Source organism: Pantoea rwandensis (assembly GCF_002095475.1).
In the GTDB taxonomy this organism is placed as follows: Bacteria; Pseudomonadota; Gammaproteobacteria; order Enterobacterales; family Enterobacteriaceae; genus Pantoea; species Pantoea rwandensis.
Map to the genome: position 1 here is coordinate 624,237 of NZ_MLFR01000001.1, position 25,415 is coordinate 649,651.

Annotated in this window: 26 protein-coding genes, 2 pseudogenes and 1 riboswitch; of the genes and pseudogenes, 11 read left to right on the forward strand and 17 right to left on the reverse strand. The window is 53.4% G+C overall.

What is annotated here, in order from left to right; translation table 11 throughout:
• Nucleotides 1-25 precede the first annotated feature (25 nt).
• Both HA51_RS02925 and HA51_RS02930 read right to left on the reverse strand, forming a co-directional pair.
• Nucleotides 26-1,927 carry an acyltransferase family protein gene (locus HA51_RS02925; RefSeq protein ID WP_084931778.1) on the reverse strand — a complete coding sequence of 634 codons (1,902 nt, stop codon included), beginning with the start codon at nucleotides 1,925-1,927 and terminating at the stop codon, nucleotides 26-28.
• A gap of 431 nt (nucleotides 1,928-2,358) precedes the next feature.
• Nucleotides 2,359-2,817: an NUDIX hydrolase gene (locus HA51_RS02930; protein ID WP_084931779.1), complete on the reverse strand. Its 459-nt coding sequence runs from the start codon at nucleotides 2,815-2,817 to the stop codon at nucleotides 2,359-2,361.
• 353 nt (nucleotides 2,818-3,170) lie between these two features.
• Here HA51_RS02930 and HA51_RS02935 point away from each other — a divergent pair, with 353 nt between their 5' ends.
• The 3 genes and pseudogenes from HA51_RS02935 to HA51_RS27420 form a co-directional block, all read left to right on the forward strand.
• Nucleotides 3,171-3,920 carry a YoaK family protein gene (locus HA51_RS02935; RefSeq protein WP_084931780.1) on the forward strand — a complete coding sequence of 250 codons (750 nt, stop codon included), beginning with the start codon at nucleotides 3,171-3,173 and terminating at the stop codon, nucleotides 3,918-3,920.
• A gap of 66 nt (nucleotides 3,921-3,986) precedes the next feature.
• Nucleotides 3,987-4,616 (forward strand): LysE family translocator, encoded by a 630-nt coding sequence (locus HA51_RS02940; protein WP_084931781.1) that lies wholly within the window; start codon nucleotides 3,987-3,989, stop codon nucleotides 4,614-4,616.
• A gap of 27 nt (nucleotides 4,617-4,643) precedes the next feature.
• Nucleotides 4,644-4,810, forward strand: a pseudogene (locus tag HA51_RS27420) (AAA family ATPase); the annotation flags it as partial.
• A 20-nt stretch (nucleotides 4,811-4,830) separates the two neighbouring features.
• On the opposite strand, the gene HA51_RS02945 reads toward HA51_RS27420, so the two are convergent.
• Together HA51_RS02945 and HA51_RS02950 are read right to left on the reverse strand one after the other, a co-directional pair.
• Nucleotides 4,831-5,289, reverse strand: a complete 459-nt coding sequence (locus tag HA51_RS02945) for a hypothetical protein (protein WP_084931782.1) — start codon at nucleotides 5,287-5,289, stop codon at nucleotides 4,831-4,833.
• A 168-nt stretch (nucleotides 5,290-5,457) separates the two neighbouring features.
• On the reverse strand, nucleotides 5,458-7,647 hold the full coding sequence (locus HA51_RS02950; protein WP_084931783.1) for a TonB-dependent siderophore receptor: 2,190 nt from the start codon (nucleotides 7,645-7,647) through the stop codon (nucleotides 5,458-5,460).
• Between the two features lie 266 nt (nucleotides 7,648-7,913).
• On the opposite strand from HA51_RS02950, the gene fes reads away from it, so the two are divergent.
• Nucleotides 7,914-9,242 (forward strand): enterochelin esterase, encoded by a 1,329-nt coding sequence (fes, locus tag HA51_RS02955; RefSeq protein ID WP_084931784.1) that lies wholly within the window; start codon nucleotides 7,914-7,916, stop codon nucleotides 9,240-9,242.
• 4 nt (nucleotides 9,243-9,246) lie between these two features.
• Here fes and fepB read toward each other — a convergent pair whose 3' ends face one another.
• The 8 genes from fepB to HA51_RS02995 all read right to left on the reverse strand — a co-directional run bounded on the left by fepB (nucleotide 9,247) and on the right by HA51_RS02995 (nucleotide 15,606).
• Nucleotides 9,247-10,182 (reverse strand): Fe2+-enterobactin ABC transporter substrate-binding protein, encoded by a 936-nt coding sequence (gene fepB / locus HA51_RS02960; RefSeq protein ID WP_245840145.1) that lies wholly within the window; start codon nucleotides 10,180-10,182, stop codon nucleotides 9,247-9,249.
• A 191-nt stretch (nucleotides 10,183-10,373) separates the two neighbouring features.
• Nucleotides 10,374-11,309, reverse strand: coding sequence for an ABC transporter substrate-binding protein (locus tag HA51_RS02965; protein ID WP_084931786.1), 936 nt, complete (start codon nucleotides 11,307-11,309; stop codon nucleotides 10,374-10,376).
• 9 nt (nucleotides 11,310-11,318) lie between these two features.
• Nucleotides 11,319-12,053, reverse strand: coding sequence for an ABC transporter permease (locus HA51_RS02970; RefSeq protein WP_084931787.1), 735 nt, complete (start codon nucleotides 12,051-12,053; stop codon nucleotides 11,319-11,321).
• The gene (locus HA51_RS02975; RefSeq protein ID WP_084931788.1) at nucleotides 12,037-12,750 is read right to left on the reverse strand and encodes an ABC transporter ATP-binding protein; all 714 of its coding nucleotides are present in this window, start codon (nucleotides 12,748-12,750) and stop codon (nucleotides 12,037-12,039) included. The genes HA51_RS02970 and HA51_RS02975 overlap by 17 nt, the downstream gene beginning before the upstream one ends.
• Complete coding sequence (locus HA51_RS02980; protein WP_084931789.1) at nucleotides 12,747-13,712, reverse strand: HesA/MoeB/ThiF family protein; 966 nt, start codon at nucleotides 13,710-13,712, stop codon at nucleotides 12,747-12,749. The genes HA51_RS02975 and HA51_RS02980 overlap by 4 nt, the downstream gene beginning before the upstream one ends.
• A gap of 9 nt (nucleotides 13,713-13,721) precedes the next feature.
• Nucleotides 13,722-14,480, reverse strand: a complete 759-nt coding sequence (locus HA51_RS02985; RefSeq protein WP_084931790.1) for a thiazole synthase — start codon at nucleotides 14,478-14,480, stop codon at nucleotides 13,722-13,724.
• Between the two features lie 3 nt (nucleotides 14,481-14,483).
• Nucleotides 14,484-14,681, reverse strand: coding sequence for a sulfur carrier protein ThiS (gene thiS / locus HA51_RS02990; protein ID WP_084931791.1), 198 nt, complete (start codon nucleotides 14,679-14,681; stop codon nucleotides 14,484-14,486).
• Entirely contained in the window at nucleotides 14,665-15,606 is a 942-nt protein-coding gene (locus HA51_RS02995; protein WP_084931792.1) for an FAD-dependent oxidoreductase, read from the reverse strand. Before HA51_RS02995 ends, thiS begins: the two co-directional genes overlap by 17 nt.
• Nucleotides 15,607-15,721: 115 nt before the next feature.
• Nucleotides 15,722-15,841, reverse strand: a riboswitch (TPP riboswitch).
• 163 nt (nucleotides 15,842-16,004) lie between these two features.
• Between HA51_RS02995 and HA51_RS03000 the strand changes: the two genes are divergently transcribed.
• Complete coding sequence (locus HA51_RS03000; protein ID WP_084932086.1) at nucleotides 16,005-16,442, forward strand: 6,7-dimethyl-8-ribityllumazine synthase; 438 nt, start codon at nucleotides 16,005-16,007, stop codon at nucleotides 16,440-16,442.
• Between the two features lie 65 nt (nucleotides 16,443-16,507).
• On the opposite strand, the gene HA51_RS03005 is transcribed toward HA51_RS03000, so the two are convergent.
• Genes HA51_RS03005 through HA51_RS03015 form a run of 3 tightly spaced genes read right to left on the reverse strand, consistent with a single transcriptional unit; the run spans nucleotide 16,508 to nucleotide 18,491 of the window.
• The gene (locus tag HA51_RS03005; protein WP_084931793.1) at nucleotides 16,508-16,738 is read right to left on the reverse strand and encodes a glutaredoxin family protein; all 231 of its coding nucleotides are present in this window, start codon (nucleotides 16,736-16,738) and stop codon (nucleotides 16,508-16,510) included.
• A gap of 51 nt (nucleotides 16,739-16,789) precedes the next feature.
• Complete coding sequence (locus HA51_RS03010; RefSeq protein WP_084931794.1) at nucleotides 16,790-17,683, reverse strand: dihydrodipicolinate synthase family protein; 894 nt, start codon at nucleotides 17,681-17,683, stop codon at nucleotides 16,790-16,792.
• 25 nt (nucleotides 17,684-17,708) lie between these two features.
• A complete protein-coding gene (locus tag HA51_RS03015; RefSeq protein ID WP_084931795.1) occupies nucleotides 17,709-18,491 on the reverse strand; it encodes an aldolase in 783 nt (260 codons plus the stop codon).
• Nucleotides 18,492-18,645: 154 nt separating this feature from the next.
• Here HA51_RS03015 and HA51_RS03020 point away from each other — a divergent pair, with 154 nt between their 5' ends.
• From HA51_RS03020 to HA51_RS03045, 6 genes and pseudogenes are all read left to right on the forward strand, one after another.
• Nucleotides 18,646-19,179, forward strand: coding sequence for a helix-turn-helix domain-containing protein (locus HA51_RS03020; RefSeq protein ID WP_245840131.1), 534 nt, complete (start codon nucleotides 18,646-18,648; stop codon nucleotides 19,177-19,179).
• Between the two features lie 240 nt (nucleotides 19,180-19,419).
• Nucleotides 19,420-20,319, forward strand: coding sequence for a metal ABC transporter substrate-binding protein (locus HA51_RS03025; protein ID WP_084931796.1), 900 nt, complete (start codon nucleotides 19,420-19,422; stop codon nucleotides 20,317-20,319).
• Nucleotides 20,316-21,101 carry a manganese/iron ABC transporter ATP-binding protein gene (locus HA51_RS03030; protein WP_084931797.1) on the forward strand — a complete coding sequence of 262 codons (786 nt, stop codon included), beginning with the start codon at nucleotides 20,316-20,318 and terminating at the stop codon, nucleotides 21,099-21,101. The genes HA51_RS03025 and HA51_RS03030 overlap by 4 nt, the downstream gene beginning before the upstream one ends.
• Nucleotides 21,085-21,948 (forward strand): iron/manganese ABC transporter permease subunit SitC, encoded by an 864-nt coding sequence (gene sitC, locus HA51_RS03035; RefSeq protein ID WP_084931798.1) that lies wholly within the window; start codon nucleotides 21,085-21,087, stop codon nucleotides 21,946-21,948. Before HA51_RS03030 ends, sitC begins: the two co-directional genes overlap by 17 nt.
• Nucleotides 21,941-22,778 (forward strand): annotated as a pseudogene (locus HA51_RS03040) (metal ABC transporter permease). Before sitC ends, HA51_RS03040 begins: the two are co-directional and overlap by 8 nt.
• Nucleotides 22,779-22,975: 197 nt before the next feature.
• Nucleotides 22,976-23,929, forward strand: a complete 954-nt coding sequence (locus HA51_RS03045) for a LysR family transcriptional regulator (RefSeq protein ID WP_084931799.1) — start codon at nucleotides 22,976-22,978, stop codon at nucleotides 23,927-23,929.
• On the opposite strand, the gene mdcH is transcribed toward HA51_RS03045, so the two are convergent.
• On the reverse strand, nucleotides 23,905-24,810 hold the full coding sequence (gene mdcH / locus HA51_RS03050) for a malonate decarboxylase subunit epsilon (protein WP_084931800.1): 906 nt from the start codon (nucleotides 24,808-24,810) through the stop codon (nucleotides 23,905-23,907). The two genes, HA51_RS03045 and mdcH, sit on opposite strands and share 25 nt — an antisense overlap.
• Nucleotides 24,807-25,415: a malonate decarboxylase holo-ACP synthase gene (locus HA51_RS03055; protein ID WP_084931801.1), complete on the reverse strand. Its 609-nt coding sequence runs from the start codon at nucleotides 25,413-25,415 to the stop codon at nucleotides 24,807-24,809. Before HA51_RS03055 ends, mdcH begins: the two co-directional genes overlap by 4 nt.

A 25,415-nucleotide genomic window follows, 5' to 3' on the forward strand; every position in this document is an offset into this window, starting at 1 on the left:
CATCCTGCCTCTGGATTTCAAAGGGTTACCTCCCCTCAATCATTCCCCACATACCCGCAAATACCCCGCTCAGACTCTTGTTCCCCACTTCAGAAAGATGGTTGTCGTCGCGATACAGTGGCACATCCTCTCTGGCTCCGTAGCAGAAACGGCTGTCACATAACCCTTGAGTGGCATCCAGCAAGGTGACGTCAGGCGAGAGCGCCGCGATATGCTTAAGCATCGCCAACGCATCCTGGTGACGTGATTGGTACTCGGCACGAGACTGCTGAATTGACAACGCTTTTCCGCGCATCGCATCACGTGACATACGATAAATCACGTCATAACCGAACTCCGGCACGGGTGTCATGATAAAGACACGATGATGGCTGGCCAGTTGTTTCACCGCAGCGCCAAAATGCTGTTGATAGGCGGCGATGGAGTTGCCGTCCTGCCTGAAGCTGTAGGTTGGCGCGCGACTGCCGCTGCCATATTCGCCGTGCAGATAAAACGACAGGCGATTGATGATCAACACGGATGCGTTGGGATATTTGCGTTCGATATCGGCTATTGCCGCCTTCACAAAACCACCACAATCAGGGCTGGCGCTGCGTTGAATATCCGGTACCGAAGGACAACCAGACTGCGCGATGAATACCACGCCATCCTGCGGTCTGGCGCTCGCTAGAATCGAGGACAACATGGCTGAGGCGTGGCTATCACCCAGTACCACCAGATTCACTTGGCTGGCATCGCCAAACACGCACTGTGGTGACGTAACGCCGCTGAGCACGAAGCAGTTTTTAGCAAGCTCAAAGCGTTGCTGTGAATAGTGACCAATGGAGGCAACCACGGCAGGCGCGCGTGAAGGCACTCCTGCTCGAGCTACGATTGTCACGCCACACAGTATCACCAACGCAGCCTGCCCCAGCGCGATAATGGTTTTCCGGCTGAACCAACTTTGCCTGTTCTCAACCCAGGCGTAAGAAGCCCAACCGGCAGCCAATGACAGCAGGATTAAGATTAGCTGGCTGACGAACGTGACTGGCCAGTCCGCCAGATGCCAGAACACCCATAAGGGCCAATGCCATAAATAGATTGAGTAAGACGTTTTCCCAATGTGCTGCATGACGCGATGGTTTAACCATCGACTGTTCTGCACCCCCGCGTGAAGAATCAGTGCGGTGAACAACACCGGTATCAGCGTCATGATGCCGGGCCACGCGATGTTTTCATCAAACATTAGCGCACACAGTATCAGTGCCAAAATACTCACTGGCGGAACCCACCCCTGCCCGCTCAATCGGGTTTTGGGCGCCAGATACACCAATCCGCCTACCAGCATTTCCCATGCGCGGGTGGGCAACAAATAATAAGTGGCGGTGAGATGAAAATCAGTGGCAACCATTGCCAACACCAGTCCAAACGACAAGAGTGCAGCGATGCCCATAACCCAGGCAAACTGCTGGCGCAGGAAACGCGCGATGAACATTAACGCCAAAGGTAATAATAGATAAAACTGCCACTCCACGCTTAAAGACCAAGTATGCAGTAGCCATTTATACACAGAACCGGTATCAAAATAGCCGCCCTGCTTGAAGTAGACCACATTAGATATAAAGCTGAGGCTGGAGACCGCGTGCTCCGCCATACGCTTATACTCCTCTGGCGGCATCAGGAAATAGCCCATCAGCATTAATATCGCACATAGCATCATTAATGGCGGAATAATTCGTCTGCAACGCGCCGCATAAAACGCCATCAGTGAAAAGTTATTATGTTTAATTCTTGACAGAATAATGCTCGTCATTAAATAGCCAGAAATAACAAAAAACACATCAACACCGAGAAATCCTCCACTCACTTGGGTAAAGCCAAAGTGATAGAGGATGACCAGCATAACCGCATAGGCTCGCAGCCCGTTAATGTCAGAGCGGAAAGTCATGACGATGATTCCCTGAAAGAGGTTTCAGAGTAATGTAAAGATTGAGATAACACTCGGCAATCGGTGAAGACGTGGTGATTCCATAGTCACAATACCCATAATGGAACTGTGCATTCGGTGTTTTTTCTTAGGGCAATGAAATTATATATCGATTATTCATTGAGTTATCAAATTAGATATAGGAAAACTTTTTATAGACTGTTTACTCATTTAAATGAAAGATCGCCAGGACATTCAGAATAATGTTAACTCTCATCAACTAATATTAACAAACCAGAAAAGATGAACAATTAATTTTTATCTGGTACTAGTGTGGCCACTATATCTTCGATTAAACAACAGTCACATGGAGTGCGACGTAAAAGTTTAAAGATCGGGTATAAGCCACGGCATGATAAATAGACGGCGATCGTGATTGCCGTTTAACAGGGTTACCTTCTTAGAGAATGAGTCTCTTTTCCCAACAATATCGCTAAATTCTCCGGAAAATACCGTTCCCCACTACCCTCCAGTTGTGGCAAGTTCCACCAGCGAAAGTCAGTCATTACTCGCCGCTCATGTTTACTCCATCCCGAGGTGGAGATTTCCTGCTCGCCCACATGCACCTTAAAGTATTGCTCCTGCGCTAATACCCAATCGCCACTGGGCAATTGCATCTCAAACTCGCGATAACCCACCGCATCATCCAATTCTGTACGCGTAATGCCTGTCTCCTCAAACAATTCGCGAAGGGCTGCCTGTTTCCAATTCTCATTCTCCTCCACTGCACCACCGGGCGTAGCCCAATAGCGCTGTCCATCCAAAGCATCATCTTTGTGACTAAAACAAAACAGCAGTACACGCTGTTGCTGATCGATAACCAGTAATCGTGCCGAAGGCCGTGTTCTCATCTTGAAATGCCTCGCTTTATCGAGCTGTTATCTTTTAACACGCAATGATCAACGCGTGATGTTGGCCTGTGTCCACTTTTCACCTAACCACTCACCTCCCTGCTCAGGCAAAAAAACGCATGGGTCGTCATTATTCCTGCGTCCTGAATATTTCGATCAATGCCCTGCATAAGTAAAAAACATTAAGCAGGCTGACAATCTTCCTTAGATAACTTTACATCTAAATTCGGATTCATCTATATCACTAAGTTATTAAGATCCTCTTAAGATATTTGTGCTTCACTTATTCATTGGCGAACACCACTTTTGACGCATTGCGTTATCACAATACTCTCGATGAGGAAGGGTGAATTATGCTGATAAAACTGAAGCGAACCAGAACCCATGTTGAAGATCGGAATCTCGCGCTCTGCCTGGCCACGTCAGCAGGCTTGTTGAATGCTATGGCATTAGCCGCGTTTGGCTTTTTTCCCTCGCACATGTCTGGAAATATCTCGCAAATTTCCAGTGATTTGAATGAGATGGATGTCAGAAACCTGAAGATTTTTATCGCCATGATAGGTGCCTTTGTGACTGGCGCAGTAGTGGCGAGGATCTCGGTGGTACTGGGCGTGATAAATGGCCTGAGAACCATTTTCAGCTGTATTCTACTGGCTGAAGGTTTGATGCTTATTCTGACGTCGTTGTTTGAAATCTATTACTTCTCGGCCAGTAACAATGTGGAAATATTGCTGCTGCTGGCCTTCTTAATGGGTGTCCATAATTCAACCTCGACGCAGCTCTCCAACGGGCGCGTTCGTTCGACGCATATTACCGGTACGCTGACCGATGCGGGCATCTCAATAGGTTCTGTATTTGTCGCACTTTTACGCCGTGATCCTTCCAAGAATATTCGCGCTTTTAAACAGCAACTTAACACCCATCTGGTGACGATATTTTCCTTCCTTACCGGTGGCATCGTGGGACTGTTAATTTTCAATGCGTTAGGTTTTGGTTCACTGATGGGGCCAGGGCTGATTCTGGTGGTCATCGCGTCGCTCTCCATTATTTTTACCTTGTTTAAGGTGAAAAGCCGACGTCATGCAAAAATCGTCACTACCTGAGCATGGTAAATCTCAACGTCAGGCGATATAACAGGGGAAAGGACACCCACCATCGCAGAGGAATACATGGCGCTTTCACACGAACTCATTCTGATCTACACCACCTATTTTGTTGCCACTGCCAGCCCTGGCCCCAGCAATATGGCGATTATGGGTACGGCAATGAAAAAGGGGCGCAGCGCGGGATTAGCTCTGGCAAGTGGTGTGATTGGCGGTTCGATGATGTGGGCGCTACTGGCGGCCTGCGGTGTGTTAACCGTGCTGGCGACCTTCGCTCAGTTACTGATTGTGCTGAAAATCGGTGGCGGCCTGTATCTGTTATGGTTGGCGTTCAAGGCGGGCAAATCTGCACTACGCCGCCCTGATGCCACAGAATTTGCCGCGACGGGCGAGAAAGTCACGTTCGTGAAGTTGTTTCGCCAAGGCATTTTAATGCACGTTGGCAATCCCAAAGCCATTCTGACGTGGGTGGCGATCATGTCTGTGGCGTTGAAACCCGATGCGGCGGCGTCAACTTTACCGATGATTATTATCGGTTGTGCTGCCATTTGTATCTTTGTGTTCTGCGGCTATGCACTGCTGTTTTCGACTGCAGTAATGGCGGCGTTCTATCGTCGTATCCGCCGTGGACTCGATGCGCTGTTAGCCTGCTGCTTCGCGCTAGCGGGTTTGAAATTGGTTTTAAGCCGCAGTTAGGAAATACATCATGATTAACCGCATCAGCATCCAGAGATGCTGCCCGCCCTGGCTTCATTGATTGTGGAAGCTGCACGTTACAGCCAATTTGGTTAACCAGTCACTCCCCACGTTTAGCGGAGTTGATTGGATCTGCGCAGAATTTTCGCCTCTATCAACTGGCGAATCAACAGGGAGAAACGGTGCTGGCCTGATGTCAGCACCGTTTGCATAATCAGGAGTTATTTGGCGTTGCAGCCGGAACTTCACTGAAAGCAGGCTTCTGGCGCGTGACGGAATAGACCACGTTTTTAGGCGCCTTATCGTCGGTCGTCACATCGACAGATGCAATGGTCACTTTGCCAAAACCAAACAGGGTTTGCACGTACCCGCCCACCTGGTGCTTGCCTGGGGCGACACGGAGCTCTTTGTTCTCACCCTTTTGCAACAGACCTGCGTCCTGACCGTCCACCGTGAGGTACACGGAAGAGCCGTCGTCAGTTCGCGTCACCAAATGCGAGACGTTGATCACGGTCGGTCCGCTATCAAACTGGGAAGGCATATTGTCGTTCTCGATGGGGGCGGCAGCAGGAGCTTCAGCCTGCGCAGTGGTGCTGCTATCTGCGGCGTGGCGTGCACACCCGGTGAGCAGTAATGTGGCCGTCAATGCGGCGAAAGTGAAACGAGAAAACATCGTGAACAAAAAGCCTCTGCTAAATGAGAAGCGTTTATTTTAGCGTGCCTCTCGCAGTGATGACAGTCACACAAATCCAGTATTTTCTGAAAACCTGTTGCGAAGGGTTGCGATGCGTTACTGGCAGCACGGAATGCGAAAGGGGCGCCCTCACGAGCGCCCAACGGATTACCAGCTGTAGCTCACAGAAGCCACGATCGAACGACCACTGCCGTAGAAGCAAGCACTGGTGTTGCTGCAAGATGCCACATAGTGCTTATCAGCGACGTTGTTGACGTTGAGTTGCAAGGTGGTGCCACGCAGCGAGTTCGCTGCTTCACCCAACTCGTACTTCGCCATCACGTCATACAGCGTGTAGTGCGGAACCTTGTTTTCCCCGACAGAGTCGGCCCACGCGGTGCCGGTGTAACGCACGCCACTGCCGAGCGTTAAACCACTGAGCGCCCCCTCAAGGAAGCTATAACTTCCCCATGCAGAGGCGGCATGGCGTGGAATGCTGGAAGGTGTTTTGCCAACTTGAGCCGCGGTGTTGCTCTGCTTGGTTTCCGCATCAGTGAAGGTATAGGCCGCCATCACCTTAATTTCCGGTGTGATCTGCGCATGCGCTTCGGTTTCAATACCTTGCGACTTCACCTTACCAATCTGCTCGTTGTAGCCGAGCTCGCTGTTATAGGTCGTAATATTTTTCTGAGTGATATCGAACGCGGAGACGGTAAACACTGCATCCCAACCCACTGGTTGGTATTTAATACCTATCTCAGTTTGCTCTCCGGTGGTGGGTGCGAACGGATCGCTGCCCGGTGCGCCAGTGCTCAGGTTAGGCTCGAACGAGGTGCTGTAACTCACGTACGGCGAAAGGCCATTGTCGAAGGCATAGAGCAAGCCTGCCCGTCCCGTAAACTTGCTGTCATTCTGTTGGGTGTTGGTGTTTTCAACGCGGTCTTGGGTGCGCACTTCTGCCCAATCCTGGCGACCCGACAACAACAGATTCCAGTGATCCCACTCCAACTGATCCTGCAAATACACGCCAACCTGATCGAGCTTTTTGCGGGTGCTGGTATTCAACACCAAGTCACTTTCGTTAATGCTCACACGGGTCGGGTTCGCCCAGTCGAGAATGTATTGATCGCCACTGTCGCGCCACAGTTTGTTGTCGACGTCACTCCACTTGTAATCCAGCCCGCCTAATACGGTATGTGCAATGCTGCTGGTATCAAAAGTGGCTTTCACCTGGTTGTCGATGCCCAGCTCTTTGGACTTGATTTTGTCGTGCTGTGGGCGGCGGTTGATCTGGTGATCGCTGCCATCGACATCGAAGGTATACACCAGATATTTGTACGACTCATCCATATTGCTGTAGCGCAGGTTCTGCGTGAAGCTGATGTTATCGTTGAAGTTATGCTCGAAAATGTAGCCAACAGAGGTCTGTTCGCGTTTCGCTTCGTTAAAGCTGGGATCGCTAACATTGAAGTCGTAAGGAATATACCCCGCGCTGGTGTTAAACAGCGTGCCGTTTGCGGGCAGGAAGTTACGATACCCTGCTTTTGGTTCATTCTGATACATCGTCAATAACGTAAAACTGGTATCGGCATTGGGCAACCAGGTCAGCGCTGGAGCAATCGCCATGCGCTGCTGTTTGTTATCTTTCACGAACTCATGTTTGGTGCTGGCAATGCCGTTGAGACGATAAAACAGCGTGTTGTCATCATTCAGCTTGCCGCCAAAATCAAATGCCGCTTCGCCCAAGTGCTGATTACCCGTGCTGAGCTGGACTTTGTGAATGCTCTGCGCGGTCGGACGTTTGCTGGTCATGGCAATCACCCCACCGGGGTTCACCTGACCATACAGCACCGATGCCGGGCCATGAATCATCTCCACACGTTCCAGCAACCACGGGTCGATTTGCCCTGCCGCACTCTGTTGTCCAGACAGTCCGTAGCTCAAGCCATCGAGAAATTTCGGCGCATAGCGGAAACCACGCGCGATGATCTCATCATTACGGTTTGAGTTGCCACGGTAGTTGGTCAGCACACCACTGGTATAACTCAACGCATCGGCTACCGAAGCCGCGGCCTGATCATCCATCTGCTGGCGAGTGATCACCGAAATCGATTGCGGCGTTTTGCGCAGGGGCGTGGAGGTTTTGGTACCCGCCGCACTCTCTTTTGCCACATATCCCTGCAGTGGGGACGTCACACTTTCACGCGTATCTGCATTTACGGTAAGGGTTTGTTCCGCAGCAAAGCTGTTTAAGGTAGGTGCCATCAACAGCATTGAGGCCAATGACAGGTGAAGCCGTGAGAGTCTAAACGGAAGTGCCACAGCAGGTATTGCTGATTTTTTTGCTTTTACGGACATAGTTGCCATCTCTATTTCAAACTGCCTTGTCAATGAAATAATCCGTTCAACCAGCCTCAGCTTGAGAGACTAGCCGTAACAGATTGAAATATTAAAACCATGAAAATTATGTGGCCCTAAATATCGCCCCATCAGTGTAATTTGCTGAAAATAAGAGGAATTAAAGGCGACAGAATATTATTGCAAACGTAAATAGTTATCAATAGCATTTGCATTTGGTTTTTTAATGTAAACTCTTTGAGGAAAATGTGGAGACGGATTTCAAGATGTTTCGAGCCAATTCAGAAAATCAAAGCGTTAAAGTCTGGCCTACAAGTACAGTGGATGATTGGCTGCAACTGAGTAGTTTGGGCACAGATAGCTGGTGGCAAAGGGTTTGTGAGGTCGGCACACCTGTTGTTGAGCGCGATGCGGATGGGGAAACCACCATGCATTTTTTCTGGCGTGATCCACAAGGTCATTCAACACATTCGTCTACTGAACGTGTTTACATCGATATAAATGGCGTCACCGATCACCACAGTACCTCCCCAGAGTCTTTGAAGCGGATAGGCAGCAGCGATGTCTGGCATTGGTCCACGCTTATTGAATCGAACTGGCGAGGCAGCTATAGCTTGATTCCGGTGAGCGCAGAGCATTTGCCACCGGTGTTTAGCGGCGGCAGTGAGGCATGTGAGATATTACAGCGGAAGTGGTGGATATCGTTGATGCCGCTGGCAATCCCAGACATCCTCAACCGCTCTCGCCCTTTTATGAATAGTCGCCGTACCGCATTGAGCAAAGCGCATATGCCAGACGCACCTTATCAATCCGCTTGGGCGTTGCACGATGCCGGGTTAAGCGAAACGACGTCGAGAACACTGCAAACGCTGCAATGGCAAAGTACCCTGCTCAACACCACACGCACCGTCTGGCTCTTCACCACCGGAGAAACCGCTGAACCGGAGAGACGTCCACTGGTGATCCTTTTGGACGGTCAAAACTGGGTTCATGGTCAACCGATTTTTAGCGCACTGGAGCACGCCACCGCTGCAGGCGAGTTACCCCCCGCCAGTTGGTTGTTTGTTGATGTCATTGACAGCCAGCACCGTGAGGTCGAATTGCCGTGTAATGAAACGTTCTGGCAAGCTATTCAACAAGAGTTGCTCCCCTTTGCCCATCAACATGTCGATTTCAGCCACGAAGCAAGTCGGACTCTCGTTGTCGGGCAAAGCTATGGTGGCCTGGCTGCACTCTATGCGGGTTTGCACTGGCCGCAGCGTTTTGGGCGCATTCTTACGCAATCCGGTTCATTTTGGTGGCCCCACCTTCAATACATCTGCGACTATGCCAACCGCGAGCAACATGCGCCTGGGCTACTCCTGCGACAGCTGCAAAACAATGAATTACCGGCGGGAAAGTTAAAGATCTTTCAGGAGGTCGGCGATCGCGAAGCAGACATGCTCTACGTTAACCAGCAAATGCGACCCGCTCTGCAAGCGGCGGGACACTCACTCCATTTCCGTTGTTATTCCGGTGGGCATGATGCCCTTTGCTGGCGCGGTGGACTGATTGATGGCTGCCGCTGGCTGCTGGCCGACTGCCTGAATGGTTAAGCGTTTAGCGGGTAAACTGCCGTTCTATGCTGCTGAGCATATTACTGGCGCTGTAGTAATCGAGGCGGAAAGTGTCGTTGCCCATGGCAAAAATGTCGTGATGCTGCACGGCGGGTAAATGCGCGAGGAACGGATTCTTCGCCACCTGCGGCACGGTTTTATCATCGGCGGCAAACAACAACAGCGTATTCCCGGTGACGCCATCCGCCATCGTCTCGCCGTTAAGTTGAATGATGTCGTTGCGTTTGCCCATGCTGGTACTGCCCTGAAGGCTGGCGGGCGGCATCGCCAGCGTAAAGCCCAGTGCCTTGAGCAATTCGCCTTGGGCCGAAGCCGGCGTCCACACATTCATCCCGCGCCCATCTTCGTAATAAACAATCGCAGAGGTGGGCTGTGGCGGCAGGGTAATTTTGCTGCGCAGCGACTCGACGCGTTGATCAAACTTTGCGATTACCTGCTTCGCCTCCGCTTCGTGGCCAGTGATATGACCAAGCTGCAACGTCAGCGCCTGCCAGCTCTTATCGCCGTAATCAACCACCAGCACGGGCGCGATGGTTTTCAGCTGATCGTAGAGTTTCAGCGCCGAGTCTCCGCCGGTGGCAGCGATGACGATCAGGTCCGGCGCCTCGCCCGCAATCGCTTCTGCGTTGGGCTGGGAAACATACAGCGGCTTAACGTGACGGGCTTTTGCGACCTCCCCCCATTGGGTAAAGAAGCCTTGGGCATCTGAAACGCTGCTGTTACGGCTGGTGGCGCCAGACCCAATCAGCGGCGCGTTAATCGCTAGTAAGGTACCGCTCAACGTCACGCTGGTAGAAACAATACGCTGCGGTGGCTGCACTAAGGTGAACGGACCTTGCGGTGTGGGTAGCGTGCGTGGCCAGCCGGCTGAATCTTCAGCGGCAAGCGCGGGTTTGAACAGAGATAAGACGCAAAGCATTATGGCCAGAACGGGCAAACGCATCAGGTTATCCATCACGTGATCGTTGAGAATGGATATCATTATCAAAATGATGACGTGGTGCAAGCGGATTTCGTGACGAGTGATTAATAACGGGTGCCGCGTGGACAGGAGAGCTGAGAGATGCACAGTGTGTTACGGGCCAGCTATTCAGCCAGCCCGCACACGGGTTACTGCTCTAAAGAATAGCGCGTCATCGGCGCCACAGCTTTAATCAAACCGTTAGCTTTCATATATTCACCAAAGGCCTCATAACGCGCTTTATCAAAGCTTGCACTGTGGGCAGCGAACAGCGGTAACGTCGCTTGCCAAGCCTGATGGTTAAGCTTGGTATCCAGCTCTGGGTACTGCTTAATGAAGGCTTTCCACGCCTCTTCAGGATGCGCACGCAACCACACCACGCCAGCATCTAAGCCACGTAAAAATGCGGGGATACGCTTGTCCTGTGCAGCATGTTGGTTATTCGCCAGGATGATCAGCTCATCATAGGCGGGCACACCGTAATCTTCCGGCTTGAACACCACTGGCTTCGCGCCTTTATCTTTCAGGTCGATGAGCTCGTAGTTACGGAAGATAGTCATCGCGCCGTCAATTTTGTGCGTTAGCAACGCCGAGGTGGAATCCATATTCAAGCTGATCAACTTCACCGAATTCACATCCACGCCCTGAGATTTCAGCATGTTGCGGATGGCGACATCTTCCGAACCCGGCACCGCATAGCCGAGGGTTTTGCCGGCGAGGTCTTTAAGGGAGTGAATATCGCTGGAAACAGTGGTTAAGGTATTTAACGGCTGTCCAATAAGCGTGCCGACGCGGATCACCGGAACATCTTTCTCCACCAGCGTGTAAAGCTGTGGTTGATAGCTAATGGCCAGATCCGCTTTGCCTGCTGCCAACAGCAGCGGAACGGATGCAGAGTCTGCTGGCGCGATCATTTCTACGTCCAGCCCTTCCTTTTTAAAGGCACCGCTGTATTGCGCCGCAAAAATCGCTGCGTGGTTAGGATTAACAAACCAGTCAAGCAGCAGGCGAACTTTCTCTGCAGCCTGCGCACTGGTCGTTGCCAGTAACAGCAGTGCAGTCATCATTATACGTAGGGTGTTCAAGGTGCGTCCTTATGTTGAGTGCCAGAGGCGTTTTTTACGAATAAATGCCACGCTGCCGGAGAGCAGCAGTGCCAGAATCAATAGCAAAAGCAGAGCAGCAAAACTGGTGGCGGTTTCGAGGCGGGCGTTGGATTGCATCATCAGATAGCCCAGCCCTTCGCTAGCACCAACCCACTCCCCAATCACTACACCGATGGGTGCCAGCACCACCGCCATTTGCAAGCCAGAGAAAAATTGCGGTAATGCCGCAGGCCAGCGCACATGCCAGAACAGCTTCACGCGTGAGCTATTCATGGTTTTTGCCAGCTCCAGCCAGCCGGATGGCGTGCGGCACAACCCATCGAACAGAGATAAGCAGAGCGGGAAAAAAACGATCAAAGCAGCTACCACCACTTTTGACGCAATGCCGAAGCCCAGCCACAGCACCAGCAGCGGTGCCAAAGCAAACACTGGAATCGCCTGGCTGGCGGTAACCAGCGGAAACAACAGGCGACGCAACGTCTGACTACCCGCCATCAGTACCGCCAGGATCACCCCTGTCCCCACCCCCAACATCAGAGCCAATACAATCTCTGCCAGCGTATAAAATGCGTGATGCAGGAGCAGTTGGCGATGTATCCACAAGGCTTCCAGTACCGCCATCGGTGAAGGCAGTAAGAATTCCGGTACCCCGCTGCGCCGGGCCAATAGCCAAGCGCACAGCAGCACCGCAATCAGATAGATCGCGCTATACAGTTTTTTCATCTTGATTCAGTCGTGAGAAAAGTTCGGCCTGCGCTTTTAACAGGCCAGGATCGTCAAGCTGACGTGGCACATCACCATTTGGCACCGGCCAGGCTTCCACCGTTAACGGTTGGTTATGCAGCAGCACAATGTCATCAGCCATACGGCAAGCTTCGAGTGGATCATGAGTGACCAGTAGCACCGTCTTACCTTTCAACAACGTGGCAGTCAGAGTTTGTAGGCTAAGTTTGGTCATTACATCAAGCGTGGCGAAAGGTTCATCCATCAGCACCACATCACGCTGTGCATACAGGGTACGTGCCAGGGCGACACGTTGCCGCATGCCCCCTGAAAGCTGGCTGGGTGGTGACGCCGCCACCTCACTGAGTTTCACCTGCTCCAGTAGGGCTAGCGCGCGATGACGATCCGGCTTCTCACCGTTCAGGCGCGCCGAAAGCATGACGTTTTCCAGTACCGTTAACCACGGATAGAGCAGATCCTGCTGCCCCATCCACGCCACATTATCCTGTAAGCCAGTGATACTGCCGTGCTGCGGTTGCAGCAATCCTGCGACCAGCCTCAGCAGCGTGCTTTTCCCAATACCACTGCGCCCCAGAAACACCGTGGTTTTCCCACCGCGCAGTTGCAGATTCAGACGTTCGCAAAGCGCATTTTCGCCCCAGCCAAAGGTGACATCATGGAAATTAATCGTGTTCATGGACGACGCGCCGCTAAAATAGCCAGACGCGTAAAACCGCGTTGTGCCAAATCCGCTGCTGCTTTAGCCGCGCGAATGCCGCTGGCACACACCAGCACGATGCGCTGATCCTGCGGGGGCTGCCAATCCGCTAACGCCTGCGGCAAAATGCGCTCTACCTTGGCTGCCACACTATCTGGCGCTTCCTCCCGATCGCGTAATTCGACCACACAATCATCCGCCGCCAGCTGTTGCCGATCGATAAAGAGCACGGCCTGTTCCGGCTCTTCGGCCCCGTCGAAGCGGAACTGACGAAAATGCCAGTTAACGAAGTCGCAGTTCACCACACATCCCAGCGGTGAAGGCTGTAAGCCCAGCAGCACGCTCAATGCCATCTGCGCCTGCATCGCACCCAAGGTGGCCACCGCCGGTCCCATTACGCCAGCGGTGTTACAGTTTGCGGCAGAGGAAGGCAACGAGGGAAAGACCGCACGATAGCTCGGCGCATTCCCGCAGAAGCCCCCCACATAACCTTGGCGGCCCAATACAGATGCACTGATGAAGGGAATATTGGCCTGTAAGCAGGCGTCAGAGAGAGGGTAAGTGACGGCGAAGTTATCTGCGGCATCAATCACCACATCGATATCGCTGAGGATGTGTGGCAAATCGCTGCCACTGAGTGCATGCCGGAACACCTCCAGTTCCACCTCAGGATTGCGCTGCTGTAATGCCTGCTGTGCGCGTTCCACTTTGGCAAAACCGATATCTTGCATGGTGAACAAGGTCTGGCGATGTAAATTATGCAGTGCCACCTCGTCATCATCACACAGGCGGATAAAACCGACGCCCGCACCGACCAGTTGCGGTAACAGCGTGGCGCCTAAGCCTCCGGCACCGACAACCAGCACGCGCGCTGCCACTAATTTTTGCTGCCCGGCCACCCCGATTTCCGGCAGCATCATCTGCCGTTGATAACGATCCATGATGGCTCCTTAACTCAGGTTGGCGAGGCCAAAGATCGGTGTAGAAGCCGCTGCCATATCACGCTTTTCCATCAAACCCGCACGACGCGCGGCCTGGCCTGCTTCAATCGCTAAGCGGAAACTCTCCGCCATGCCGACCGGATCGCCCGCTTTCGCCACCGCGGTATTCAGCAAGATGCCATCGAACCCCATCTCCATCGCCTGCGCGGCCTGGGAAGGTGCGCCGATTCCTGCATCAATGATCAGCGGAATATCGCTAAACCACGCGCGCATCGCGCGCAAGCCCTCGATATTGCGTAATCCCTGGCCGGAACCAATCGGCGCGCCCCACGGCATCAGGAGTTCACAGCCCGCTTCCAGCAATTTTTCACCGACGATCAAATCTTCTGTGGTGTAGGGAAATACCTGAAAACCGTCTGCGCACAGGATACGTGCGGCTTCGACCAGCGCGAACGGATCGGGTTGTAAGGTATCGGCATGACCAATCACCTCCAGCTTGATCCATGAAGTGTTAAACAGTTCACGCGCCATCTGCGCGGTGGTCACCGCCTCTTTAACCGTGTGACAGCCAGCCGTGTTGGGCAGCACGCGCACATTCAATCCAGTGAGCAGCTCACGGAATGCCGCACCTGCTGCTCCTTCACGCCGTAAACTGACGGTGATGATGTCGGTGCCCGAGGCGGCTATCGCCTGTTGCAAAACGGCCGGTGAGGGATACCCAGCCGTTCCCAGCAGGAAGCGAGATTTCGGTGCAAAATCGTAGAACATGGCTCAACCTCCCTGCATCGGTGATAACACTTCCAGCTGACAACCCTCTTCTAATGCCTGGTTGCTATACTGGCTTTTCGGTACAAAGTGACCGTTGAAGGCGCTGGCGACGCAGGCAGCATCAATTTGCTGTTCGATCAGCAATTCGCTGAGTGTTTTAGCCTCGGTGCGGATCGCACGGCCATTAAGCTGAATATTCATGTTGTTCCCCGAAAAGGCGCTGCATCAACTGTTCTGCCATCATCGGTGCCAGCAGAAAGCCATGGCGATACATGCCATTAAGATAGTAAGTGTCATTTTGATAGCGGATTTCCGGCAGATTGGCCGGATAAGCTGGACGCAGGCCGCTTCCGCTTTCCACTACACGCGCTTCGGCTAATGCGGGGTGAATGGCATAGGCTGCACTCAAGAGTTCCATCATGGCACGCGCGCTAATGGGGCTGGCATCGTCGCTCTCCACCATGGTGGCACCGAGCATAAAGTGACCATCGCGGCGCGGAACCAGATAGCAGGGAAAGCGGGGATGCAGTAGACGAATCGGACGCGAGAATTGCACTTCATCGCTGTGCAGAATCACCATTTCACCGCGCACCGCGCGCAGGCTGGCTAATTCACCTTTGGCTTGAATCCCGCGACAGTCAATCACGCGCCCATTCGGTTGCTGAGCAGCAAAACGCACGCCGTGCTGCAGCAGTTTTTCACGCATTTCTGCCAGGGCGAGGCGCGGATCAAGATGCGCTTCGCGCGCAAAGAAAAGCCCTCGCGCAAAACGCCCTTCCAGCATGGGCTCAATTTCACCGGGATCGATCCATTGATGCTGGTCCGTCATACGGGCAAAGCGGTTGAGTTCCTGGCTGTCGCGTGGCGGTGCGACCACCAGCGTACCTTGGTGCGTCACGCTGCTGACGCGCTGCTGCCACCAGGCAGCGGAGTGCTGCCCAAGAGAGATAACCTCTTGCGGTGCACTTTCAGATTCACACCAAGGCGCAAGCATGCCACCCGCAAACCAGGACGCAGGTTGATGGCGATCATCGCCAATGACATTGACCTCTTCACCGCGCTCAGCCAGCAAGGTTGCCACGCACAGGCCCGCCACGCCGCAGCCTAATACCGTCCAGCGGCTCACTGCAGTCGTTCCGGAATATCAAGGGAGTTCACATCGGCCTCTCAGTTTTCGCTGAGACCCGCAGATACAGGAGGAGGGAAAGAGCGCGAGCGATCCTCTGCGCCAGACAACGTAGACGATACGCTGTCAGTCTTCCTACGCCAGTATCAACTGGGTCAGGTTCAAAGGGTCGCTAAGCCGCGCATTGCGCTTTTAGCCTCTCAGTCTCTTTGGCGAGACTCCCCCGACGCGTCTATTTGTATTGCAGGCGCCGTTCGGCGTCAAGCGTGGATTTCGTTATGCGATAAAGGCATTTATCGCTACGCAAGCGTTCTGGATCACAACCGTAACATATGGTATACAAAGGCATTATTGCTACTTTTCACGCGCAAGAAATTACAGGTGATGTCGGATTCATTATGAAAAATATCAGGATTGCATTTATTAAAGCCGGTTGGCACAAAGAAATTGTTCACAATGCTCAGGTTGGTTTTGAACAGGAATTAAAAGCGCAGAACGTTGAAGCAGAATTAAAAGTGCTGGAAGTTCCGGGTGCATTTGAAATGCCGTTATTGGCAAAACGTTTAGCAGAAACCGGCAAATACGATGCGATCGTTGCTGCTGCGCTGGTGGTTGATGGCGGCATTTATCGTCACGACTTCGTGGCTGCCGCTGTGGTGGATGGCCTGATGAATGTACAACTGACTACCAACGTGCCTGTATTCTCAGTGTCACTGACGCCGCATAATTTCCAGCCGGTTGATGTGCTGGAAAACTTCTATACCGAACACTTTATCAAGAAAGGCAAAGAAGCCGCGCGTGCTGCGCTGGCGATTCATAATTTGTCGATTGATTAATTGCTCATCCCCTATTTCGCGGTGCGGGCCCTCACCGCGAAATTAAATAAGCTTATGCGATTTTGTTATTTTAAATCAGCAATAGCAGCACCGAAATTCAAATGCAGCACCTGACCGTCAACAACCAATGCCGGTACAGATTCAACTCCCGCTTTCTCCGCTTCCGCGATTCTTGATGACTGCTCACCCAGATGCACAACTTCCACCTGGACTTTTGGATCCAGCAGACCTAACAGCGTTTGTTCAGCAGAAACACACACCGGGCAACCTGCATGGTAATAACGAACGGTAGACATAATCACTTCCTCTTTTTTGGTGTTGGCGATGAAATCCCCGCGAGGGCGGGCTCAGAATGCGTTTAAGGTTTTCAGCGTTTGCAATAGTTGCTCGCAACCCGCTTGATTCAGTTGTGAAACCGGCAAACGGGGATCGCCCACTTCTAACCCGGTCAGGCGCAGCCCCGCTTTGATGGTGGCAGGCAAGCCGCCTTTCAAAATGAATTCCAGCAGCGGCAACTGGCGATAGAACAGCTGACGCGCCTGCTCCAGATCGTTGTTTTGCACGGCGGCATAGAGATCGAGATTGAGCTGCGGAATCAGGTTTGGCGCAGCGGTGCACCAGCCTTTCGCGCCCGCCGTTAAGGCTTCCAACGCCAGCGGGTTGCTGCCGTTGTAGAATGGAATCTGTCCTTGGCTGAGCTGATACAGCTTGTGCATACGCTGAATATCGCCAGTGCTCTCTTTCACCATGGTGACGTTATCTACCGCCTTCACGATCTTCATGATCAAACTGACCGACATGTCGATACCGCTGGTGGCCGGGTTGTTGTACAGCATGATCGGCACGCTGATACTGTCGCCAATCGCTTTGTAGTGCGCGAGGATCTCGTCATCACTTAGCTTCCAGTAAGACGCGGGCAACACCATCACCACATCCGCGCCTTGCGCTTCAGCAAAACGCGCGCGCTGAACGGCTTTGGCAGTGGTGAGATCTGAGACGCTGACCACGGTCGGTACACGCCCCGCAACCCGCTTGATGCTGAACTCGCTGACCTGCTCCCACTCAGCATCGCTGAGGTAGGCCCCTTCGCCGGTGCTGCCCAACGGGGCAATGGCGTGCACGCCGCTTTCAATCATGCGATCGATTGACGTGCCAAGCGCATTCAGGTCTGGCGCCAGGCCGCCTGCGGTAAAAGGCGTAATGGTGTATCCGATAATTCCATGCAGTGCAGATGAAGACATGGCTGTGCTCCCGTTTTTTTAATTTTTAGTTAAGGCAATCGTTGCTGCGGCGCAGGATCTGGCGCGCAAAGTAGTTGAAAGCAGCGGTGTAGCGCTTCGGACGAGAAATCCAGTCGTGCGCCTCGCGACCTAATTCGGGTTTGATCGGTTTAATCGTGCCGCTACTCATAGCCAGCAGTTGCAGACGCGCAGCACGTTCAATCAGTTCGGCTATAAAGCAGGCTTCTTCCACCGTCGCGCCGGTGGAAAGCTGTCCGTGATGTGACAGCAGCACGGCGCGCTTATCGCCCAGTGCACCCGCAATCAGGTCGCCCTCTTCGTTGCCGACTGGCACGCCCGGCCAGCCTTCAAGAAACGCGCAGTCGTCATACAGCGGGCAGAGATCCATGTGCGAAATCTGCAACGGGACTTCCAACATCGACAGCGCCGAAACGTGGGACGGATGGGTATGGATAATGCAATTCACATCAGGGCGTGCACGGTAAACCCAACTGTGAAAACGATTAGCCGGATTAGGCATACCCTGCCCTTCGAGGATCTCCAAATCCTCATTCACCAGCAGTAAGTTGCTGGCTGTGATCTCATCAAAGCCTAGCCCAAGCTGCTGGGTGTAATACGTTCCAGGCTGTGGACCACGCGCGGTGATTTGGCCAGCCAGACCGGAATCATGTCCATGTTCAAACAAAATGCGGCAGGTAAGGGCCAGCTTTTCGCGAATGCTCCAGCTGTTGTCAGCCAGGTTATCCTGCATCTGCTGGATCGCCTGACGCACCAGTTCGTCTTTAGAAATTTCTAATGTCTTAGGCATATTGGTATCCTGTGAAAATGGCAACACACATCAACGCGCTAGGGTTTTCGGACAGGAAAAGTATCGCGCCAGATGACACGAAATAACTTACATGACACAATGTGTCATTTGCAATCGCATTGTTTGAAATTTTTTGGTGAAAATGAACATTCACATGAAAGTATTGAGAAAAAAGTTGGGCGTGAGCCTGGATGCGCTGGCAATAAAAACCGGCATGACCAAAAGCTATCTGTCGAAAGTGGAACGCGGCTTGAGTAAACCCTCAATCGCTACCGCGCTTAAACTTTCACAGGCGCTCAATGTCAGCGTTGAAGAGTTGTTCTGTGTTGATGAGGCCGATCAACAGGCTTACAGCCTGGTGCGCGGTGACGATCGTCAGCGTTTAGCCAGTAACAGCGAAGGTGATGAATCGGCTTATGTGGTGCTGACCAAGCAAGTCGGTAAGCGCAAGCAACTCCCTTTCATGCTTTACCCTGATGCCGAATATTCCGGCAAGGCGTTTAAAGAACACTTCGGTGAAGAGTTTATGTTTGTACATAAAGGCACCATTGAAGTCGATTTTGACAATGAATTGATCACGCTGCACTGCGGCGATTCACTGGCATTTCATGGTCAGAAACCGCACCGAATTCGCTCGCTGGGCGAAGTGCAGGCAGAGGTATTGGTGGTGATCAATACCGAAGAGTAACCCAATCCCGACATCACTCTCCCCTTTGTATCACGCACGCCCTGGCAGCGGCACACCGCTTGCGCGAGAGATCGCGCCGCTGCTGTAGGTGCGTTCACCTCGCCATTCTGTAGGGTTTTCTCACTGAATTTTCAGGTTAGGTAAATTCTTGCTGTTGATCGCAGGAATCGAACAAAAACGCTTCACATAATTAGCATCTGCTATATTGTATAGCACAAGCTATATTAAAGGGAGTTCACCATGTTTCGCCAACGCCTGTTACCTGCTGTACTGCTCATGCTCTGTATCAGCGCCCCTGCTTTTGCGGCTGAAAAACTCAAGGTCGTCACCACGTTCACCATCATTGCTGACATGGCCAGAAATGTGGCGGGGGATGCGGCGGAAGTCACGTCGATTACCAAACCCGGTGCAGAAATCCATGAGTATCAGCCCACGCCGGGGGATATTCGTCGTGCGCAGGGAGCAGACCTGATTTTGGTGAACGGCTTTAATCTTGAACTGTGGTTTAGCCGCTTTTATCAGCGTCTGAAAAATGTGCCTGAGGTGACGGTAACCGAGGGAATCCAACCCTTAGGCATCACCGAGGGGCCCTACAATGGAAAACCTAACCCACATGCGTGGATGTCGCCAGATAATGCACTGATCTACGTCGATAACATTCGTAATGCGCTGCAAAAACACGATCCCGCAAACGCAGCTATTTATCAGGCCAACGCTGAGCGCTATAAGGCGCAAATTCAGCAAACGCTGGCACCGATGCGCGCTGCCATTGATAAACTGCCTGAAAATCAACGCTGGCTGGTCACCAGTGAAGGTGCATTCTCTTACCTCGCCCGTGACCTGGGACTCAAAGAACTCTACCTTTGGCCAATTAATGCCGATCAACAAGGCACACCTCAGCAGGTGCGCAAAGTGATCGACGCGGTAAGAGCCAACCAGATCCCGACCCTCTTCAGCGAGAGCACCATCTCAGCTAAACCGGCCGAGCAGGTGGCACGTGAAGCGGGTATCCACTATGGCGGCGTGCTTTACGTCGATTCACTCAGCAACAGCGATGGACCGGTGCCGACCTACCTTGATTTACTGCGTGTCACCACCGACACCGTGGCGAAAGGCATCACCGCCGGGAGCAAATCATGACCCTTAATGTGCAGGATGTCAGCGTGACCTATCGCAACGGCCACACCGCGTTGCGTCAGGCATCGTTTTCCGTGCCATCGGGCAGCATTGCCGCGCTGGTGGGCGTCAACGGTTCAGGAAAATCCACGCTGTTTAAAGCCATCATGGGCTTTGTGCCACTCTCAACGGGCAGCGTGACACTGGCAGAGATGCCCGCCAAAGCCGCGCTGAAACGCAATATCGTCTCCTATGTTCCGCAATCCGAAGAGGTGGACTGGAGTTTTCCGGTGCTGGTGGAAGATGTGGTGATGATGGGCCGCTACGGCTACATGAACATGTTGCGTATTCCACGGGCCGCCGATAAACGCAGCGTGGATGAGGCGCTAACGCGGGTGGGCATGCTCGATTACCGCCATCGTCAGATTGGTGAATTGTCAGGCGGACAGAAAAAACGCGTCTTTCTGGCGCGCGCACTGGCGCAAAGCGGGCAGATTATCCTGCTGGATGAGCCCTTCACCGGCGTGGATGTCAAAACTGAAGCGGCAATTATCAGACTGTTGCAGGAACTGCGCGATGAAGGCCGCACGATGCTGGTTTCAACGCACGACCTCAACACCATCCCAGATTTCTGCGATCGCTGCGTATTGGTCAAAAACACCGTGTTGGCCAGCGGTCTGTTAGCCGACACTTTCACGGCCGCTAATCTGGCGCGCACCTTTGATGGTGAGTTGCAGCAGAAAAACGCCGCATTATTGCAGAGGATCGGCGCACAGCCAGGAGCCAATCATGTCGTGGATTGTTGAGCCTTTTGGCTATCAGTACATGCTGAATGCCATGTGGATCGCCGCGCTGGTCGGGGCGATTTGTGCCTTCCTTTCCTGCTTTTTGATGCTAAAGGGCTGGTCATTGATTGGTGATGCGCTGTCGCACTCGATCGTGCCAGGCGTAGCCGGTGCCTATATGCTGGGACTGCCCTTCTCGCTGGGCGCCTTTTTCTCTGGTGGCCTCGCAGCAGGTTGTATGCTGTTTCTCAACCAGCGCACACGTCTGAAAGAAGATGCGATCATCGGGCTGATCTTCTCCTCATTCTTTGGCATCGGGTTATTTCTGGTGTCGCTAAATCCCACTTCGGTAAATATCCAAACCATTGTGCTCGGCAACATTCTGGCCGTTGCCCCCGCCGATATCTGGCAGTTGGGCGCGATTGGTGTCATTACTCTGACGCTATTGCTGCTGAAGTGGAAAGATCTCATGGTGACCTTCTTCGATGAGAGCCATGCGCGTTCACTCGGCTTAAATACCACCGCGCTCAAGATTTTGTTCTTTACCCTGCTCGCGGCCTCTACAGTGGCCGCGCTGCAAACCGTCGGAGCTTTTATGGTGATTTGTCTGGTGGTCACCCCCGGCGCGACCGCTTATCTGCTGACCGACCGCTTTCCACGTCTGTTAATGATCGCCGTCGCCATTGGCAGCATCACCAGTTTTCTCGGCGCCTGGAGCAGTTATTTCCTCGACGGCGCCACCGGAGGCATCATTGTGGTCGCGCAAACCTTGGTGTTCCTGCTGGCCTTTATCTTTGCACCGAAGCATGGCGTGCTAGCCGCTCGACGTCGTGCGCGCCAGGCTCAGGAGGGTGAGCGTCATGAGTGAGTTGTTATTAAGCCCATTCCAGTTCGAATTTATGAACATGGCGCTGATCATCACGCTGCTGTTATCGCTGCCATGCGCCATGCTTTCTGCTTTCCTGGTGCTCAAAGGCTGGTCACTGCTGGGCGATGCGATGAGTCATGCGGTGTTCCCCGGGGTGGTGTTGGCGTGGTGGGTAGGCTTGCCGTATGCGATTGGCGCGTTTATCGCTGGCATGCTGTGTGCGCTCGCAACCGGGTTTATCAGCCAGAATAGCCGCATTAAACCCGACACGGTGATGGGCATTGTGTTCTCTGGCATGTTCGGTGCGGGCTTGGTGCTCTATTTGAAACTGAAACCGGAAGTGCACCTCGACCATATTCTGTTCGGCGATATGCTGGGAATTGCCTGGTCTGACATTGTGCAAACGGCGCTGATAGCACTACTGGTAGTCATTTTGCTGAGTGTGAAATGGCGCGATCTGCTGCTCCACGCGTTTGATCCGCAACAGGCGCGAGCCTGCGGTATCAATGGCCATCTGATGCACTATGGACTGTTGTGTTTGATCGCGCTGACCATTGTCGCTGCGCTGAAATCAGTGGGCGTGATTTTGTCGATAGCGATGTTGATTGCTCCCGGCGCGATTGCGCTGTTACTGGCACGACGTTTTTTTGCAGGTGATGCTGTTAGCGGTGTTAATCGCCACTTTGACAGGGTTGTGCGGTGTTTATGCCTCGTTCTTCCTCGACAGCGCACCGGGGCCAACGATTGTAGTGCTGTATAGTCTGTTGTTTGTCGTCACCTTTATTAGCGTGACATGGCGCGATAGGCAGCGGCCCGCCAGGCACGCATAAAGGGACAATTCGGCAGCGTTGAAATTTATAGGCATCACAGCCGATCGCAGTGTTAATGCAGGTTACCTAAGCGCGTTTCGGTCGCCATTAATGGCGACCCTACATTGTTCGGTGCGATTTTCGTAGGGCCGTCATCTATGGCGACCGGGTCATATAAGGCGCTATAGTGTCAGCTCCGATAACGATGTGAATCCTGCATGAAACTCACCTTCGATAACGATCTCACCGTACGTAAGCTGCTGATCTTCAGCTGCTACATGGAAAGTGAAAACCTCGCCAGAGCCGCAGAAACTTTAGGCATCAGCACCGTCAGCGTACACCGTGCACTGCACACGCTGGAAGAGAGTCTGCGCTGCCCGCTGTTCGAACATAAAGGCCGCAACTTAGTGGCACTGCCAGCAGCCTGGACATTGCTGGAATACAGCCGCGAGGCGCTGGCCACACTCAGCCAGGGAATCGATGAAACACGGCGTACCGCGGGCATTGGGCTGGGTCATCTGCGTATCGGCACACTCTATTCTCTGTCACTGGAAACCGTGCCGCGACTGATCATGAAAATGAAACTGCGCCGCCCAGAGTTAGAGCTGAATCTCACCATGGGTTCCAATGAACTGCTGCTGCGTGCACTCAAAGATAATCAGCTCGATGCGATTATCATTTCTGTCAGCGAAGCCGAGATCGATGACAAGATTTTTGAGCAAGTCGCGCTGTTTCAGGACGATATCTTTCTTGCCGTGCCCGCAGGAAACAGTGACAACTGTGACATTGATATCGACCTACGCAGCTACAGTGATAAACCCTTTGTTTCGCTGGCAGAAGGCTTTGCGACTTTTGCCGGATTTCAGGAGGCCTGTCACGTGGCCGGATTTGAACCCAATATCGTCACGCGCGTGAATGACATCTTCTCGATGCTCAGTCTGGTGCAGGCTGGCATGGGCTATTCGCTGGTGCCGGGCAGGATGCGTAAGCAGTATGAAAATGATCTGCGTTTTCTTCGCTTAGCCGAGCCGTATCAAATGCGCCAGCAGATCGCCATCGTGTTTCCGCGCAACCGTGAACACGATCCGAATCTGCTGGCACTGGTGGCTGAAGGGCGTATGTTCGCCCTGAGTTTGCAGGAAAAAGTTCAGCGCGCGCTGGCAAGCCGCTGAAACAGACGCAGCGCCAGTTCACCGCCGCTGCGCTCTAAGGCGAGACACTCACCCTGACACTGCACGTTGCGGGTTAATCCTGTCAGCACTTCGCCAGGCGGCATCTCAATAACCAGACGTACCTCGCGTTCTCGCGCTGCCACCATCGCATCATGCCAGCGCACATTGCGCGCCATGTTCATCGCTAAATCCTCCGCGATACGTTCCGGCTGCCAGATAACCCGCGCACTGCTGCCGCTCAAATACGCCAACTGCGGACGTTGCAAGGTGATGCGGCCGATTGCCGCTTTCAATTGCTGTGCCGGTTGATCGAGCAAAGCACAGTGGGAAGGTACACTGATCGCCAGCCGATGCGCACGTTGCGCCCCCTGCTCCAGCGCCTGTTGCGCGACGGCTGCCATTGCCGCATCGCTACCGGCAATCACAATCTGTGTCTCGGCGTTAATGTTGGCAATGAAGCTGCTGCGATTATCCACCAAGGTTTCCATCTGTGCGAGGTTTAGGCCGCTGATGGCGGTTAAACCATAGCCTTGTGGATAGGCTTGTTCCATCAACTCACCGCGTAGCGCCACCAGTTGCAGTGCGTCGGCAAAATCCAGCGCGCCGGCGATCACCGCCGCAGGGTAAGCGCCGATGGACAACCCACACACCATGTCGGGCTGCACCCCGTGATGGATCAGCTGTCGCCCAGCCGATACCGCAGCGATCAACAAAGCCAACTGTACCGCACGGGTGTGTTGCAGCGCAGCTGCGGAATCCAGCTGGATTAATTCTTCACCCAGCACCGTCTGCGCCACCTGCCAGGTTGCATCTCGCGGTATGTGTTGCAACATGCCCACACGCTGCGTGCCTTGGCCGGGAAAGGTGAACAAGGTTTTCATCGATTTTCCTCCGTCCAGGGAAGATGGGTCAGTCGCGGGCCGCGCGCCGTTTTCAGCAACACCTGTCCGCTGCGTAACCATTCGTTGAGGGCAAAAGCCCCGTAAGGCGTTTCTATCTGCGTATCTGCACGGCAAGGTAACTGGAGCAGTTGCTGCTGCCACACCGTCAACTCATCGGGATTGAGCGGCTGTGGTGCGCGAATCAGCAAATCGAGATCGCTCGCCGCGTGCAGCACCGGCAATGACGTTGCCAAGGCAAAACCAGTGCTCCCCGTCACCCCCCACTGCCACGACCAGCGCTGCTGTTGCAGTTGATGCAGCGCCTGCACCGTGGGCAAAGCGTGAAATCGATGTGTTGCCGCGCGCGCAACCAGGTCCTCTGGCGCATCAATGCGCGCCACATCCTGGATGCGCACCCAGCCCGCCGCCCGTTGATGGCGTGCCTCCCCGCGCACGCCAATCGGAACAGTGCTCTGCTGAACGACATCCCGCCGCACCACCACCGGCTGTTGCGGCGACCACTGCTGCGCGACCCAGCCCTCCTTTATGGCGAGCAGTGTTGCGTCAGCGTGGAGCCAGAGCAGATCGTGTGGGCGGATATTCAT